The following is a 14847-nucleotide window of genomic DNA, read 5'->3' as shown; positions in this document are numbered from 1 at the left end:
ATACTAATTACTGAACAAGGAGAAGTTATGACGAAACTATACGGAAGCGTGGAAGCCGGAGGTACAAAATTTGTCTGTGCCGTTGGTGATGAAAATTTTGAAGTGGTGGAAAAAGTACAATTTCCTACGACAACGCCTTATGAAACGGTTGAAAAGACCGTTGCTTTCTTTAAACGTTTTGAGGATCAATTAGCAGCAGTTGCTATCGGTTCATTTGGTCCGATTGATATTGATGAAAATTCAGATACTTATGGTTATATTACATCAACACCAAAACCAAATTGGGCTAACGTTGATCTAGTTGGTCTAATTGCCAAAGATTTCAAAATTCCGTTCTATTTTACGACGGATGTTAATAGTTCTGCTTATGGAGAAACTTTGGTGCGCAAGGGTGTGGATAGTCTGGTTTATTATACTATTGGTACAGGTATCGGTGCTGGTGCTATTCAACGTGGTGAGTTTATCGGTGGAAGTGGCCACACAGAAGCTGGTCACACCTATGTCTCACTTCATCCGCATGATGTTGCACGCGAGTTTACAGGTGTTTGTCCTTTCCATAGAGGGTGTTTAGAGGGGATGGCTGCTGGTCCTTCACTTGAAGCACGTACGGGGATTCGTGGAGAGTTGATTGAGAAGAATTCTGATGTTTGGGATGTTCAGGCTTATTATATTGCACAAGCCGCAGTACAGGCTACATTACTTTATCGACCACAAGTAATCGTGTTTGGTGGAGGTGTTATGGCGCAACCACATATGCTTAAACGTGTTCGGGAAAAATTTGATTCGCTATTGAACGGATATCTTCCAGTGCCAGATCTTGAAGATTATATTGTAACACCGGCTATTGCTGAAAATGGCTCAGCAACATTTGGTAATTTTGCTTTAGCTAAGAAAATATCTGAACGATAAGATTGAGTTGGTTATAATTTATAGTTGTTGATTTATTTTGATAAGTTTTAGCATTCACTGTAGCTTTTTATATTGTATAAGGATTGAAATGATTTCAATCCTTTTTAAAATATATATTTTTTATAAAAAAGACTATACATTTAATCAAGAGAATGGTATAATTAAAACATAAAGATAAGGAGGCTGTTATGGCAATATTGACAATTGATATTGGTGGAACGGCGGTAAAGTATGCTGTCTATGAAGATGATGAATTACACCGTAAATCGTCTTTTAAAACACCAGAAACCTGGGAACAAATGACAGCGCAGTTACTTTCTTTGAAAGAAGAATTTAGTAAAGATTTTCCATTGCAAGGTGTAGCTATCAGTTCACCTGGTGCAGTGGATTCTGAGAATGGTATTGTTAAAGGACTAAGTGCGGTTCCTTATATCCATCACTTCAAAATTTTGGAAGCGCTTGAATCTCTTCTTGGTTTGCCGGTAAGTATTGAAAATGATGCTAACTGTGCTGCTTTGGCTGAACTTACATTCGGAGTGGCAAAGGATGTTAAGGATGCTCTTTTCTTTATTATCGGATCGGGTGTTGGAGGAGCTGTTGTTCTTGATAGGCAGTTGAGAAAAGGTCCAGATTTGTTTGCTGGAGAATTTGGTCTTATGCGACTGACAAGCAAGGATACTTTGAGTGAAACGGTTAGCCCAGTTCAAGTAGCAAAGCGTTACGCTCAAAAACATGGACTAGGTGAATCTTTTTCTGGTAAAGACCTGTTTGATTTGGCTGAACAGGGAGATGTATCTGCTAATGAAGCTGTCAATCAATTTTATGATGATTTGGCGAGAGGCATTTTTAATACCCTCGTTGTCCTCAATCCTGAGTTAGTTGCAATAGGTGGTGCTGTCTCTGCTGGAAAAAATCTAAGAGACGCATTGATTCAGCGAATTCAGCAGATTCAAAAAGAAACAGGGGCATCTGATTTATCATTTGAGTTGGAAATTTGTCATTTCAGAAGTGATGCCAACCTGCTCGGTGCAGTGAGTAAGTTTATGTCCACCTTCCCAAATTTGTAATGATTTAATAACTAAAAAGGAGTTTTTATTATGACAAAAGCGTTAATTATCTGTGCATCAGGGATGTCTTCATCTCTAATGGCTAAAAAAACAACGGAACTTTTTCAAAAAGAAGGAAAAGATATTACTGTAGAAGCTATCAGCTCGACCGAAGGCAATAAAGTGATTGGTGAAGCGCAGTTTGATGTTTACCTTATCAGTCCTCAAACAAAAATGTATTTCAATCAATTTGCAGAGCTAGGTAAGACAGTCGGTAAACCAGTTGTTCAAGTTCCGCCTCAAGCCTATGTTCCAATTCCAATGGGGGTTGAAAAGATGGCTAAATTGATTACGGATAGCATTTAAAGGGGGCTCCATGGATAAAGAAGAATTACAGCTTGCGGCCTTTGGAATTATCCTAAACAGTGGTAATGCTAGAACAACGGTTCACGAGGCTTTTGCTGCTATGCGTGAGGGCGATTTGGACTTAGCAGCTGAAAAACTTGAAACCTCTAATGCAGAATTACTTGAAGCGCACCATGCTCAAACAAAATTGCTGCAAGATTACGCTGGTGGTGTTGAGATTAACATGGAAATTATCATGGTTCATGCTCAAGATCATCTGATGACTACAATGACCCTTCGTGAAGTAGCATTAGAGATGTTGGAGCTCTACAAAAAAGTAGTTTAGCGCATTAAAAAAACTCTACTGATTGATTTACTTTCAATAGAGTTTTTTGATTTGGAGGGAAATAATGGCACAAGAAATTGAAATCAAACAAAGTAAAGAAGCTCTTTCGGTCGTTAAGGAAAATGGGACAGAGGTTCATTATTTTTTATACCCAGAATTTGAAGTACATACAAACAAAATTCCGGCCGGAAGTATTCAAGATTGGCATCGCCATCGTCAGATTGAAGAAGTGATTGTCGTTACTAGCGGAAAAATATCTGTAGAGACAATAGAAAATGAAAAAATAGAAACAAGAGAAGTGAATCAAGGCGATGTTCTGCGTGTGAAAAATAGCATCCATCGACTGGTGAATAGAAATCGTGAATCTGCCTCTTTTATTGTGTTTCGATTTGTTCCTCAAGGAATTGATCAAGCCGATATCATAAAGAATGACAAATGTGACTGTGAAGAACTTATCAAAACAGTGTTGAAAAACTGAACAGAAATAATCTATCTCAGACCTTTTTGACACTTGCTTCGTAAGCTCCGTTTTAATGCTTACTGAAAATCAAAATTAGACTAGGCGATGCAGTTACCGGTAGAACTCTGTTTTCTACCATTTGTCAAGTCTATCAAGGCGAGAATGTCTGAATTTAACCTTCGAAGAAAAATATCTCCTAACTACTGCATTGTGCGAGGCAAAAGTTTATAAAACATAAAAAGCTGGAACGAAAGTGTCCAGCTTCTTGCGTTTTATAACTGATTTAGTCTTCAAAACCGTTTTGATCAGCAAGTTCTTTGAAAAAGTAACCTGATTTTTTAATAGTACGTTTGCCTTCCTTATCAAGGTCAACGGCGATGAGGCCGTAGCGGTTTTTGTAGGCGTTGGTCCAGGACCAGTTGTCCATGCAAGTCCACATATGGTATCCTAGGCAGTTAGCTCCTTCTTGGATAGCTTGATGAAGGTAGCGAAGATGATCTTTGACAAATGCAATACGGTAGTCATCTTCAATTTGTCCGTTTGCGTTAATATAACGCTCTTCACCTTCGACCCCCATACCATTTTCTGAGATATAGCAAGGGATATTACCATAGTTGTCACGGACATTAATCATGATATCATAGATCCCTTTTTCATAGATTTCCCAACCACGGTAAGGGTTCATTTTTTTACCTGGCATGTCATAATTATCAAAGTAATCTTCAGGCATAGGATTTTCAGGATCTTTGTATGCAGGATTTTCTTTAGCCTTGATACGGCGGGGTTGATAGTAGTTAACACCGAGGATATCGATTGTGTTGTCTTTAATGTTTTCAAGATCTGCGTTGCTATGTTTAGGTATAATGTTGAGTTCTTTGACAATTGTTAAAAGTTCTTCTGGGAATGTGCCGTGAATAGCTGGATCTAGGAAGGAGCGATTGAAGAAGGCATCGGCAATTTGTGCAGCTTTGACATCTTCAGGATTGTTTTCATCTCGTGGGTAGCTTGGGGTCAGGTTGAGAATGATACCGATTTTTCCATCCTGTGTTTCATGATATGCTTTGATGGCAAGTGCGCTAGCGAGTGTTTCATTGAAACCAACTTGAACAGCGTGCTTGAGATTTTTTTCATTTGGATAATGGAAGTCGTAGAGATAACCACCTTCAACTGGAACAACAGGCTCATTATGAGTGAACCAATATTTAACACGGTCACCGAAAAGTTCAAAACAGGTTTTGGCAAAAGTGACATAAGCATCGACTGTTTCTCGATTTAACCAGCCTCCTTTTTCTTGCAGAACCATTGGCATATCAAAATGATAAAGGTTTATGAAAGGTTCAATACCGTTTGCAATTTGCTCATCAATATAGGCGTTGTAGAACTTAACAGCTTCGGGATTAATTTCACCGATGCCATTTGGGATTAGGCGGCTCCATTGGATGGAAGTACGAAACGAATTGTGTCCAGTTGCTTTCATTAATTGGACATCTTCCTTATAGCGTTTGTAGTTATAAGAGGTTTTATCTGGTCCTACTTGATTAAAGAAACGCTCAGGTTCTTTTTCATACCAGTAATCCCAAATGCTATCGCCTTTTTCATCGCCCTCAAAACGCCCTTCAGTTTGAGGCCCGCTTGATGCAGTCCCCCAGAAAAATCCTTTCGGAAAAGTATACTTTGACATAAAATACTCCTTGTTTATTTTTGTTTATAGGTATATTATATATCTTTTTTTAAAAAAATCAATCTTTTTATATAAAATGTATAGACATTTATTTAATAATATTATATAATTTAATCAACAAATAACAAAAAAGGTAGGTAAAACTTATGAATAAGTTTTTAGATGCAATTAGCGCGAAGTTACTTCCGCTAGCGAATGTTCTTGGCTCCAACAGATATTTGGGAGTATTGCGAGACGCTTTCATGTTGGCGTTCCCTATCACTATGTTTGGTTCTATCATTGTTGTTATCAACAATCTGCCATTCTTTAGTGATAATCTAAAAGGAACTTTATATGACTTGTTAGGTAATGGTCAGTTGGCAACGATGTCAATTATGACAGTTTTTGTTGTTTTTGGTATTGGCTACTATCTTTCAAAAAGTTACAACGTTGAGGGGGTCTTTGGTGGAGCAGTTGCTTTGTCTAGTTTCCTTTTGTTGACACCTTTTTACACTCAGACAGATGGTGGAGAAACTGTTTCAAACGTTCTTAGTCTTGATCGTCTAGGAGCTAAAGGAATGTTTCTGGGAATGATTACCGCTTTTATCGCTGCTGAATTGTATAGTCGCTTTAGTAATAAGGGGTGGCAAATCAAGATGCCAGAAACGGTACCACCAGCAGTGGCTAAATCATTTGCAGCATTGATTCCTGGCACTTTGACCTTATCAATCTTCTTAGGAATAAATGCTATTGTAACAGGTGTTTTCAATGTTAATCTGCACGATATTATTTATCAAGTTATCCAAAAACCTTTAGTGGGGCTAGGTTCTAGTCTTGGAGCGACTTTGATTGCTCTGTTCTTTGTTCAATTGCTGTGGTTTTTTGGTTTGCACGGTCAAATCCTCGTCAACTCTGTTATGGATCCAATCTGGAATACACTTAATCTTGAAAACCTTGAAGCATACAATGCTGGAAAAGAAGTTCCGCACATCATTTCAAAAGCATTTATGGAAACCTTCACTGTCGGTCTGGGCGGTTCTGGTATGACCTTAGCAGTTATCATCATCATGGCTTTTGTGTTAAAGAAAAAAATGTACAGAGATGTTGGTCGTTTAGCACTCGGAGCTGGTATTTTTAACGTGAATGAACCTGTTATTTTTGGTCTTCCAATCGTGATGAATGCTACCATTTTGATTCCTTGGTTAATAGCTCCTTTAATTGTAACAACGCTCAATTATTCCGTAATGGCTCTAGGTATTGTTCCAGCGCCAACAGGGGTATCTGTTCCATGGACGGTGCCAGTATTCTTTAGTGGTATGATGGCTACGAACTCTATTATGGGTGGTATTCTCCAACTGATTGATGTGCTTCTGGTTGGAATCATCTGGTATCCATTCCTTCTTGTACTGGACAGACAGGTAGATCCTGAGTTATAATGATGTAATAAGTAATCAAAGTTGCGAGGAAGTAGCTCATGCCCAAGTACGAAGAAATAGCCACAATAATCAGAGAGAGAATTTCCGAAGGGATCTATCCAGTAGATACAAAATTACCCGTTCAGTCAGATTTAGCCAAAGAATTTGGTGTTAGTCGTATGACGGTTAAAAAAGCAATTGAAATCCTAACGATTGAAGGGTTGGTATTTTCGAAACAGGGAAATGGGACAAAGGTTCTTAATTCTTCATTTTGGGATAAGGAAGATGCTAAGTTTCGGCTTAATAACAACAATGGTCTTAGCAAGGATCTGAAGGAACGGGCCGTCAGCTTGAGCAGCGAAGTGATTGAATTTGAGGTTGAATTCCCCAAAAAAGAAGTTTCAGAAAGATTGCAGCTTGATGCAACTGCTCCTGTGTATCGCATTGTTCGTCTTCGACTTCTTGATAATCAACCTTATGTTATAGAGCATACTTACATGCCTGTGGATTTAGTACCAGGATTGGATGAGTCCATTTTGAAGAGTTCTATTTATGATTTTCTCATCAATCATCTGGGATTAAAATTTGCCGGTTCTTATAAACACATCACGGCAGATAAGCCTGATAATTATGATAAGCAATACTTGAACTGCAAGGATAATGATCCGACCTTGGAAGTTGAACAAGTTGTTTATTTAGAAAATGGACGTCCGATTGAATATTCACGGAGTCGCAATCGTTTCGACACCAGAGGATACTCACTGTTGGATGTCAAAAATATTTAACATGAATCACTAGGAAACCTGATTGAAATTTGGTTTCTTAGTGATTATTCTTAACTAAAAGAAAAGAGGAGAACAATGTCTGAACCTTTATTTTTGAAATCGCTAATGCACGATAAAATTTGGGGTGGAACCAAGTTGAGAGAGGTTTTTGGATATGATATTCCAACAGAAACTACTGGAGAGTATTGGGCTATTTCAGCTCATCCCAATGGTGTTTCGGTAGTAGCAAATGGTCAATTTGAAGGGCGTCAGCTCGATGAACTCTATCGAAATGAACCGACTTTGTTTGGTCATCCAAAAGAGAAAGTCTTTCCCCTACTAACTAAGATTTTAGATGCTAACGATTGGCTTAGCGTCCAAGTCCATCCAGATGATGCCTATGGTTTAGAGCATGAGGGAGAATTGGGAAAAACAGAATGTTGGTACGTTATTGCTGCAGATGAGGGAGCTGAGATTATTTATGGTCACAATGCTAAGTCTAAGGCAGAACTACGTCAGATGATTGAAGAAAAAGATTGGGAGCATTTGCTAACGCGAATTCCAGTCAAAGCTGGTGATTTCTTCTATGTACCAAGTGGAACGATGCACGCCATTGGCAAAGGAATTCTTATTCTTGAAACGCAACAATCTAGTGATACAACTTATCGTGTTTATGATTTTGATCGTAAAGATGCGCAAGGGAATCTTCGTGAATTACATATTGAAAAATCTATTGATGTTTTGAATATCGGAGAGCCTGAAAATAGTGTTCCGGCAACCTTGGAGCTTCATCATCTAAGAACAACTTGTTTAGTTTCAAATCAATTTTTTACAGTTTATAAATGGGAGGTTGAAGGACTTGTTCAAATGCGCCGAGTAGCTCCATATCTTTTGCTTAGTGTGATTGATGGGCAAGGGAGTTTACTTGTTGATAATAAGTTGTACAATCTTCAAAAAGGAAGCCATTTAATCTTACCTCATACGATTTCAGAATGGGAATTTGATGGCAATTTAGAGATGATTGTTAGCCATCCAAACAACGTTCGATAAAAGATTATGAAATACGAGAGTCAAAGCTTGCTTTGGCTCTTTTGAATTGCATACAATCCTTGAATTGACTGTATTTTTGTGATAAAATGAACTGATAAGACTTTCGAAAGGAATTAGGATGGCAAATATTCTACGAACTGTCATTGAAAATGACAAAGGCGAATTAAGAAGATTAGAAAAAATTGCTAAAAAAGTTGAGGCATACGCGGATGAGATGTCTGCCTTATCTGATGGAGCACTACAAGCGAAGACACCAGAATTTAAAGAACGTTATCAAAAAGGAGAAACTTTAGATCAGCTTTTACCGGAAGCTTTTGCAGTTGTTCGTGAAGCGGCAAAACGTGTTTTAGGACTCTATCCTTATCATGTTCAGATTATGGGGGGGATTGTTCTCCATAACGGTGATGTTCCAGAAATGCGTACTGGTGAAGGTAAGACTTTGACAGCTACTATGCCTGTTTATTTAAATGCACTTGCTGGAGAAGGGGTTCATGTTATTACAGTTAACGAATATCTTTCAACACGCGATGCAACTGAAATGGGTGAAGTTTATAGCTGGCTTGGTCTTTCTGTAGGGATTAACCTTGCCGCAAAATCACCTGCTGAAAAACGTGAAGCCTACAATTGTGATATCACCTATTCGACTAACTCAGAGGTAGGCTTTGATTACCTTCGTGATAATATGGTTGTTCGTGCAGAAGACATGGTGCAACGTCCGCTGAACTTTGCACTTGTCGACGAAGTTGACTCTGTTTTGATTGATGAGGCACGTACTCCTCTGATTGTTTCAGGGGCAGTTAGCTCAGAAACAAGTCAGCTTTATATTAGGGCAGACCGATTTGTGAAAACGTTGGAAAGTACAGACTATATCATAGATGTTCCAACAAAAACCATTGGTTTGACTGATTATGGTATTGATAAAGCGGAAGATTATTTCCATTTGGAAAATCTTTATGACCTTGAAAATGTTGCTTTGACTCACTACATTGACAATGCTTTGCGTGCAAATTACATTATGCTTCTGGACATTGACTATGTGGTTTCTGAAGATGGAGAAATTCTCATCGTTGACCAATTTACTGGTCGTACCATGCCAGGACGCCGCTTCTCAGATGGTCTTCATCAGGCTATTGAAGCTAAAGAAGGGGTTAGAATCCAAGAAGAGTCAAAAACAAGTGCGTCCATCACCTATCAAAACATGTTCCGCATGTATAAAAAATTAGCAGGGATGACGGGTACAGCGAAAACAGAAGAAGAAGAATTTCGTGAAGTTTACAACATGCGAATTATTCCAATTCCGACAAATCGTCCAGTTATTCGTATTGATAACACTGACCTTCTTTACCCAACATTGGAAGCTAAATTTAGAGCAGTAATTGAAGATGTGAAAGAACGCCATGCCAAAGGGCAGCCTGTTCTCGTTGGTACAGTAGCGGTTGAAACTTCTGATTTAATTTCTAAAAAGTTGGTTGAAGCTGGTATTCCGCATGAAGTTCTTAATGCTAAAAACCACTTTAAGGAAGCTCAAATCATCATGAACGCTGGACAGCGCGGAGCTGTTACTATAGCTACCAACATGGCTGGTCGTGGTACTGATATTAAGTTGGGCGAGGGTGTACGTGAACTCGGCGGACTCTGTGTTATTGGTACAGAGCGCCATGAAAGCCGTCGTATTGACAATCAGCTACGCGGACGTTCAGGACGTCAAGGTGATCCAGGAGAATCACAATTTTATCTCTCACTTGAAGATGATTTGATGCGCCGTTTTGGCTCAGATCGCATTAAAGTTTTCATGGAACGTTTGAGTGATGGTGAAGAGGACGTGGTTATTAAATCACGTATGTTAACTAAACAAGTTGAAGGCGCTCAAAAACGTGTTGAAGGTAACAACTACGATACACGTAAACAAGTCCTCCAATACGATGATGTTATGCGCGAACAACGTGAAATCATTTATGCGGAGCGTCGCGATGTTATCACTGCTGAACGTGATCTTGGCCCTGAAATTAAAGCTATGATTAAACGAACTATCAATAGGACTGTTGATGGACATAGTAGTAACGATCGAAAAGAAGCCCTAGAAGCTATTTTAAATTTTGCTAAAACAAGTTTGGTTCCAGAAGAATCAATCACCTTATCGGACATTGAAGAATTGAAATTTAGTGAAATAAAATCTGAACTTTACGACCGTGCATTAGCAGTCTATGACAGCCAGATGGCTAAGTTGCGTGATGAAGATGCTAAACTGGAATTCCAAAAAGTCCTAATTTTGATGGTTGTTGACAATAAATGGACTGATCATATTGATGCTCTTGATCAATTGCGACAAGCTGTAGGACTTCGAGGCTACGCTCAAAATAATCCAGTTGTTGAGTATCAGTCTGAAGGATTCCGCATGTTCCAAGATATGATTGGTTCAATTGAATTTGATGTGACTCGTACCATGATGAAAGCACAAATTCATGAACGCGAACGTGAACATGCTAGCCAAAAGGCAACCACAACAGCAGAAAAAAATATCTCAGCTCAGACTATCTCTGAGGGAACACAAGAAACTACAGAATTTAAAAATGTTGGTCGTAATGACCTCTGTCCATGTGGTTCTGGGAAAAAATTTAAAAACTGTCATGGACGTAAAAAGTTTTAGAGATGTGGCTTTGTGCTGAAAATTCTGAAAAATTTCTTGAAAAAGAGTTCTAAAATGGTATAATAGAAAAAATTTAAAAATTTCAATAGATTGATTTAGATACTTTTTTCGGTGACCGCACAAGGAGTGTGTCTAAAGTACTTTTAAAATCTATTGGTTTACATATTCAGTAAGTTGAAAGGGAAAAACAATGTCATTTAAGGCTCTTGGTGATAAAATTGATTTCAAAAAGGTTAAAGAAGAATCAACTTTAACTGGTAGTATTCTTGCAAATAAAGAGGCGCGTGATCGTGAATTAGAAGCTATTATTAAAGGTGAAGATGACCGCTTACTTTTGGTCATTGGACCTTGTTCATCAGATAATGAAGAAGCTGTCCTAGATTATGCTAACCGCTTGGCAAAACTCCAAGAAGAAGTTAAGGAACGTGTTTTCATGGTTATGCGTGTCTATACTGCTAAACCACGAACAAATGGTGATGGCTATAAAGGTCTTGTCCATCAACCAGATGCACAGGGTGAGCCTAATCTGATTAATGGTATTCGTGCAGTTAGAAACTTGCACTATCGTGTCATTACAGAAACAGGTTTAACAACAGCTGATGAAATGCTCTATCCTGAAAATTTACCACTTATTGATGATTTGGTATCCTATATTGCCATCGGAGCACGCTCAGTAGAAAATCAGCAACACCGTTTTGTAGCATCAGGTATTGATGTGCCTACAGGCATGAAAAATCCTACTTCAGGAAATCTTAATATCATGTTTAATGGGATTTACGCGGCCCAATCTTCACAGAATTTCTTGTTTAACGGTGAAGAAGTTGAGACTTCAGGAAATCCTCTTGCTCATGCTATTTTGCGTGGTGCAGTTAATGAATACGGGAAAAATATTCCAAACTATTACTACGATAATTTGCTTGATAGCATTGAACAGTATGAGAAAATGGGACTGGAAAATCCGTTTATCATTATTGATACCAACCACGATAATTCAGGTAAGAATTATTTGGAACAAATTCGTATTGTCCGTCAAACTTTAATTAATCAAGACTGGAATGATAAAATTAGGAAATATGTTCGTGGCTTCATGATTGAGTCATATTTAGAAGACGGTCGTCAAAATCAGCCTGATGTCTACGGAAAATCTATCACTGACCCTTGTTTAGGTTGGGATAAGACTGAAGAACTTATTCGTGAAATTTACAAGACTTTAGGAGAATAAGATGGGAATACATCAAAAAAGTGAAAGTATTAACATTTCACAGGTTAAGCAACTTTCTAAACTTGAAGGCGAATTTTTAACGCGTAAAGAGTTAAGAGATCAGGAATTGCAGGCTATTATCAATGGAGATGATCAACGTCTGCTATTGGTTATAGGTCCTTGCTCATCTGATAATGAAGAGGCTGTTCTGGAATACGCCAGACGTCTGTCTGCCCTTCAAAAAGAAGTTGATGATAAAATTTTTATGGTTATGCGAGTTTATACTGCTAAACCGCGGACAAATGGTGATGGCTATAAAGGTATGATGCATCAACCAGATACTTCCAAGTTGCCTGATTTGATTAACGGTATTGCTGCTGTACGTCATTTACACTACCGTGTCATTACTGAAACGGGGTTGACAACAGCCGATGAAATGCTCTATCCAGCTAATTTGCCACTCGTAGATGATTTGGTATCGTATCACGCGATTGGTGCCCGCTCGGTTGAAGATCAGGAACATCGCTTCGTCGCTTCTGGAATTGATGCTCCGACCGGAATGAAAAATCCTACCTCAGGAAACCTTAATGTCATGTTCAATGCCATTTACGCAGCTCAAAATTCACAAAATTTCATTTACCATAATGCAGAGGTGGAGACGGATGGTAATCCTTTAGCACACGCCATCTTACGTGGTGCAACCAATGAACATGGTGAAAATGAACCCAACTATTACTACGATACCTTGGTAAAGGCAATAGCTAGTTATAAAAAAATGGGCTTGAAGAATCCTTTTATCGTTTTAGATACTAACCATGATAATTCAGGTAAAGACTATTTGGAGCAAGTTCGTATTGTGCGTCAAACGTTGACAAATCGCGAATGGAGTGAAGATATTCGTCGTTATGTTCGTGGTTTCATGATTGAATCTTATTTGGAAGATGGACGTCAAAATAGTCCTGAAGTATTTGGAAAATCAATTACAGATCCATGCTTAGGTTGGGATAAAACCGAAAAATTAATCCATGAAATATATGCTACATTAAGTCAAACATCTGGTGAAGATATTATTGTTAAAGACTAAGACATGATAAAGGAGTGGAGCTGGGAAAAATCTCAGCTTCTTCCTTTTGTGCATTATAAGAGGAGTAGCTATGATAATAGGACATGGAATTGATTTACAGGATATTTCTGAAGTAAAAAAAGCTTATCAAAAAAATCCTAAATTTGCCCAACGTGTTTTGACTGATAATGAACTAGCTATATTTTTGTCGTTTAAGTCCGATAAGCGACAAATGGAATTTCTAGCGGGTCGCTGGGCTGCCAAGGAAGCTTTTTCAAAAGCTGTGGGAACAGGTATTGGAAAACTTGGCTTTCACGACATAGAGATTTTGCCTGATGAGAAAAAACGCCCTTCTGTAACTAAATCTCCTTTTGGTGGAACTGTTTTTTTGTCCATTTCGCATAGTGGCGGTTTTGCACAAGCAAGTGTTATCTTAGAAGAAAAGTAACAATCATCTCTGTCATTAGCAAATGTAGTCTTCTAGACTTTAGTATGAGGCAACTTAGTAAACTTTATAACTGTTAAAATCATTAATGAATTAACAGCAATCACTATAGTACGCTTCCTAGTCATCTAGCTCACTTTAATTGAAAAAATAAATGGTCTTTACCTCCGTACGTCGTTGCAATCTATGGAATGTATCGCGGGGTAGGGAAAAGAAATTCTAATGATCCAGTGGATTAATGAGAGTGAGGAGGCATGAGACGAGTTTTCCTCAGTGAGTGAAGTCATAAAAGATAGACTAAAAGAGTATAATAGAGTAACCGAAGTCTCTTTTTGAAAGAAGGAGGAAATCAGATGATTTCAAGTTTTCATCGCCCTACCAAGGCGATTATTGATTTGAATGCTATTTCAGAAAATATAAAGGTAGTACAGAAGCATATTCCACAAGGGAAAAAAAGCTTTGCAGTTGTCAAGGCAAATGCCTATGGTCATGGGGCTGTCAAAGTTGCTAAGCATGTGCATTCCTTAGTTGATGGATTTTGTGTTTCAAATATTGATGAAGCTTTAGAGCTGCGTGAGGCAGATATAGAAGAAGCTATTTTGATACTAGGGGTTGTCATGCCTGACGAAGTACCTTTGGCTGTTAAATGTAACATTAGCATAGCAGTTGCGAGCTTAGAATGGTTAGAATTAGCTTTATCAGAAGGAATTTCGTTGAAGGGTCTCAAAGCTCATGTTAAAGTGGATTCTGGCATGGGACGCATTGGTGTACGTTCTTTAGATGATGCAGAAAAACTAATTGCTGGTCTAAAAAAGGCTGGTGCTGAAGTCGAAGGAATTTTTACGCATTTTGCAACGGCTGATGAAGTTGATCAGACAAAATTCAATGAACAGTTACAGTTCTTCACCAATTTAGTCAACAATCTTTCAGATAAACCTCCCCTAGTTCATGCTAGTAACTCAGCTACTAGTATTTGGCATAGTGAAACAATTTTTAACGCTGTTCGCTTAGGAATTGTCATTTATGGTTTAAATCCAAGTGGAACGGAACTGGCTTTACCTTACCCTTTAAAACCATCTTTGCGCTTAGAATCTGTCTTAGTCCATGTTAAGGAAATTGCTCCAGGTTCAAGTGTTGGTTATGGGGCAACTTATGTAGCTAAAGAAAAACAATTTATTGGAACCATTCCGATTGGTTATGCAGATGGCTGGACAAGAGATTTACAAGGCTTTTCAGTTCTAATTGATGGGCAATTTTGTGAAATTGTAGGGCGTGTTTCAATGGATCAGATTACAGTTAGACTACCTAAGAATTATCCGTTGGGGACACAGGTCGTTTTAATTGGTCATGAAGGGGATCATGAAATTTCAGCAACAGATGTGGCTCAGAAACGTAAGACAATCAACTACGAAGTTTTGTGCCTATTGAGTGATCGTATTCCTAGGTATTATGAGTAGTGCTAATACAATAGAAATATTAGGAAAAATTAGTATTTT

Annotated in this window: 14 protein-coding genes; 13 read left to right on the top strand and 1 reads right to left on the bottom strand. The window is 38.3% G+C overall.

The window, feature by feature from the left end; genetic code table 11:
• The first annotated feature begins 27 nt into the window (after positions 1-27).
• The 5 genes from scrK to ABZ559_RS08895 all read left to right on the top strand — a co-directional run bounded on the left by scrK (position 28) and on the right by ABZ559_RS08895 (position 3124).
• A complete protein-coding gene (gene scrK / locus ABZ559_RS08915; RefSeq protein WP_018375962.1) occupies positions 28-909 on the top strand; it encodes a fructokinase ScrK in 882 nt (293 codons plus the stop codon).
• A 188-nt stretch (positions 910-1097) separates the two neighbouring features.
• Complete coding sequence (locus ABZ559_RS08910; protein ID WP_367006050.1) at positions 1098-1976, top strand: ROK family protein; 879 nt, start codon at positions 1098-1100, stop codon at positions 1974-1976.
• Positions 1977-2006: 30 nt separating this feature from the next.
• A complete protein-coding gene (locus ABZ559_RS08905) occupies positions 2007-2321 on the top strand; it encodes a PTS cellobiose transporter subunit IIB (RefSeq protein WP_367006049.1) in 315 nt (104 codons plus the stop codon).
• A 10-nt stretch (positions 2322-2331) separates the two neighbouring features.
• The gene (locus ABZ559_RS08900) at positions 2332-2646 is read left to right on the top strand and encodes a PTS cellobiose transporter subunit IIA (RefSeq protein ID WP_018375959.1); all 315 of its coding nucleotides are present in this window, start codon (positions 2332-2334) and stop codon (positions 2644-2646) included.
• A 64-nt stretch (positions 2647-2710) separates the two neighbouring features.
• Positions 2711-3124: a cupin domain-containing protein gene (locus ABZ559_RS08895; protein ID WP_367006048.1), complete on the top strand. Its 414-nt coding sequence runs from the start codon at positions 2711-2713 to the stop codon at positions 3122-3124.
• 265 nt (positions 3125-3389) lie between these two features.
• On the opposite strand, the gene ABZ559_RS08890 is transcribed toward ABZ559_RS08895, so the two are convergent.
• On the bottom strand, positions 3390-4787 hold the full coding sequence (locus tag ABZ559_RS08890; RefSeq protein ID WP_367006047.1) for a glycoside hydrolase family 1 protein: 1398 nt from the start codon (positions 4785-4787) through the stop codon (positions 3390-3392).
• Between the two features lie 146 nt (positions 4788-4933).
• Here ABZ559_RS08890 and celB point away from each other — a divergent pair, with 146 nt between their 5' ends.
• The 8 genes from celB to alr all read left to right on the top strand — a co-directional run bounded on the left by celB (position 4934) and on the right by alr (position 14808).
• Complete coding sequence (gene celB / locus ABZ559_RS08885; RefSeq protein ID WP_367006046.1) at positions 4934-6202, top strand: PTS cellobiose transporter subunit IIC; 1269 nt, start codon at positions 4934-4936, stop codon at positions 6200-6202.
• 38 nt (positions 6203-6240) lie between these two features.
• Positions 6241-6966 carry a GntR family transcriptional regulator gene (locus ABZ559_RS08880; protein WP_018375955.1) on the top strand — a complete coding sequence of 242 codons (726 nt, stop codon included), beginning with the start codon at positions 6241-6243 and terminating at the stop codon, positions 6964-6966.
• 75 nt (positions 6967-7041) lie between these two features.
• Complete coding sequence (manA, locus tag ABZ559_RS08875) at positions 7042-7995, top strand: mannose-6-phosphate isomerase, class I (RefSeq protein ID WP_277291274.1); 954 nt, start codon at positions 7042-7044, stop codon at positions 7993-7995.
• 118 nt (positions 7996-8113) lie between these two features.
• Positions 8114-10642, top strand: a complete 2529-nt coding sequence (gene secA, locus ABZ559_RS08870) for a preprotein translocase subunit SecA (protein ID WP_277291275.1) — start codon at positions 8114-8116, stop codon at positions 10640-10642.
• 190 nt (positions 10643-10832) lie between these two features.
• Complete coding sequence (locus ABZ559_RS08865) at positions 10833-11864, top strand: 3-deoxy-7-phosphoheptulonate synthase (RefSeq protein ID WP_018375952.1); 1032 nt, start codon at positions 10833-10835, stop codon at positions 11862-11864.
• A gap of 1 nt (position 11865) precedes the next feature.
• Positions 11866-12927, top strand: a complete 1062-nt coding sequence (locus ABZ559_RS08860) for a 3-deoxy-7-phosphoheptulonate synthase (RefSeq protein WP_367006043.1) — start codon at positions 11866-11868, stop codon at positions 12925-12927.
• A gap of 70 nt (positions 12928-12997) precedes the next feature.
• Positions 12998-13354, top strand: a complete 357-nt coding sequence (gene acpS, locus ABZ559_RS08855) for a holo-ACP synthase (RefSeq protein ID WP_367006041.1) — start codon at positions 12998-13000, stop codon at positions 13352-13354.
• Positions 13355-13704: 350 nt separating this feature from the next.
• Positions 13705-14808, top strand: a complete 1104-nt coding sequence (gene alr, locus ABZ559_RS08850) for an alanine racemase (RefSeq protein WP_367006040.1) — start codon at positions 13705-13707, stop codon at positions 14806-14808.
• Positions 14809-14847 lie beyond the last annotated feature (39 nt).

The sequence above is a fragment of the Streptococcus sp. ZY19097 genome (assembly GCF_040731245.1).
GTDB lineage: Bacteria > Bacillota > Bacilli > Lactobacillales > Streptococcaceae > Streptococcus > Streptococcus orisratti.
This window is presented reverse-complemented; position numbering and strand designations above follow the sequence as displayed.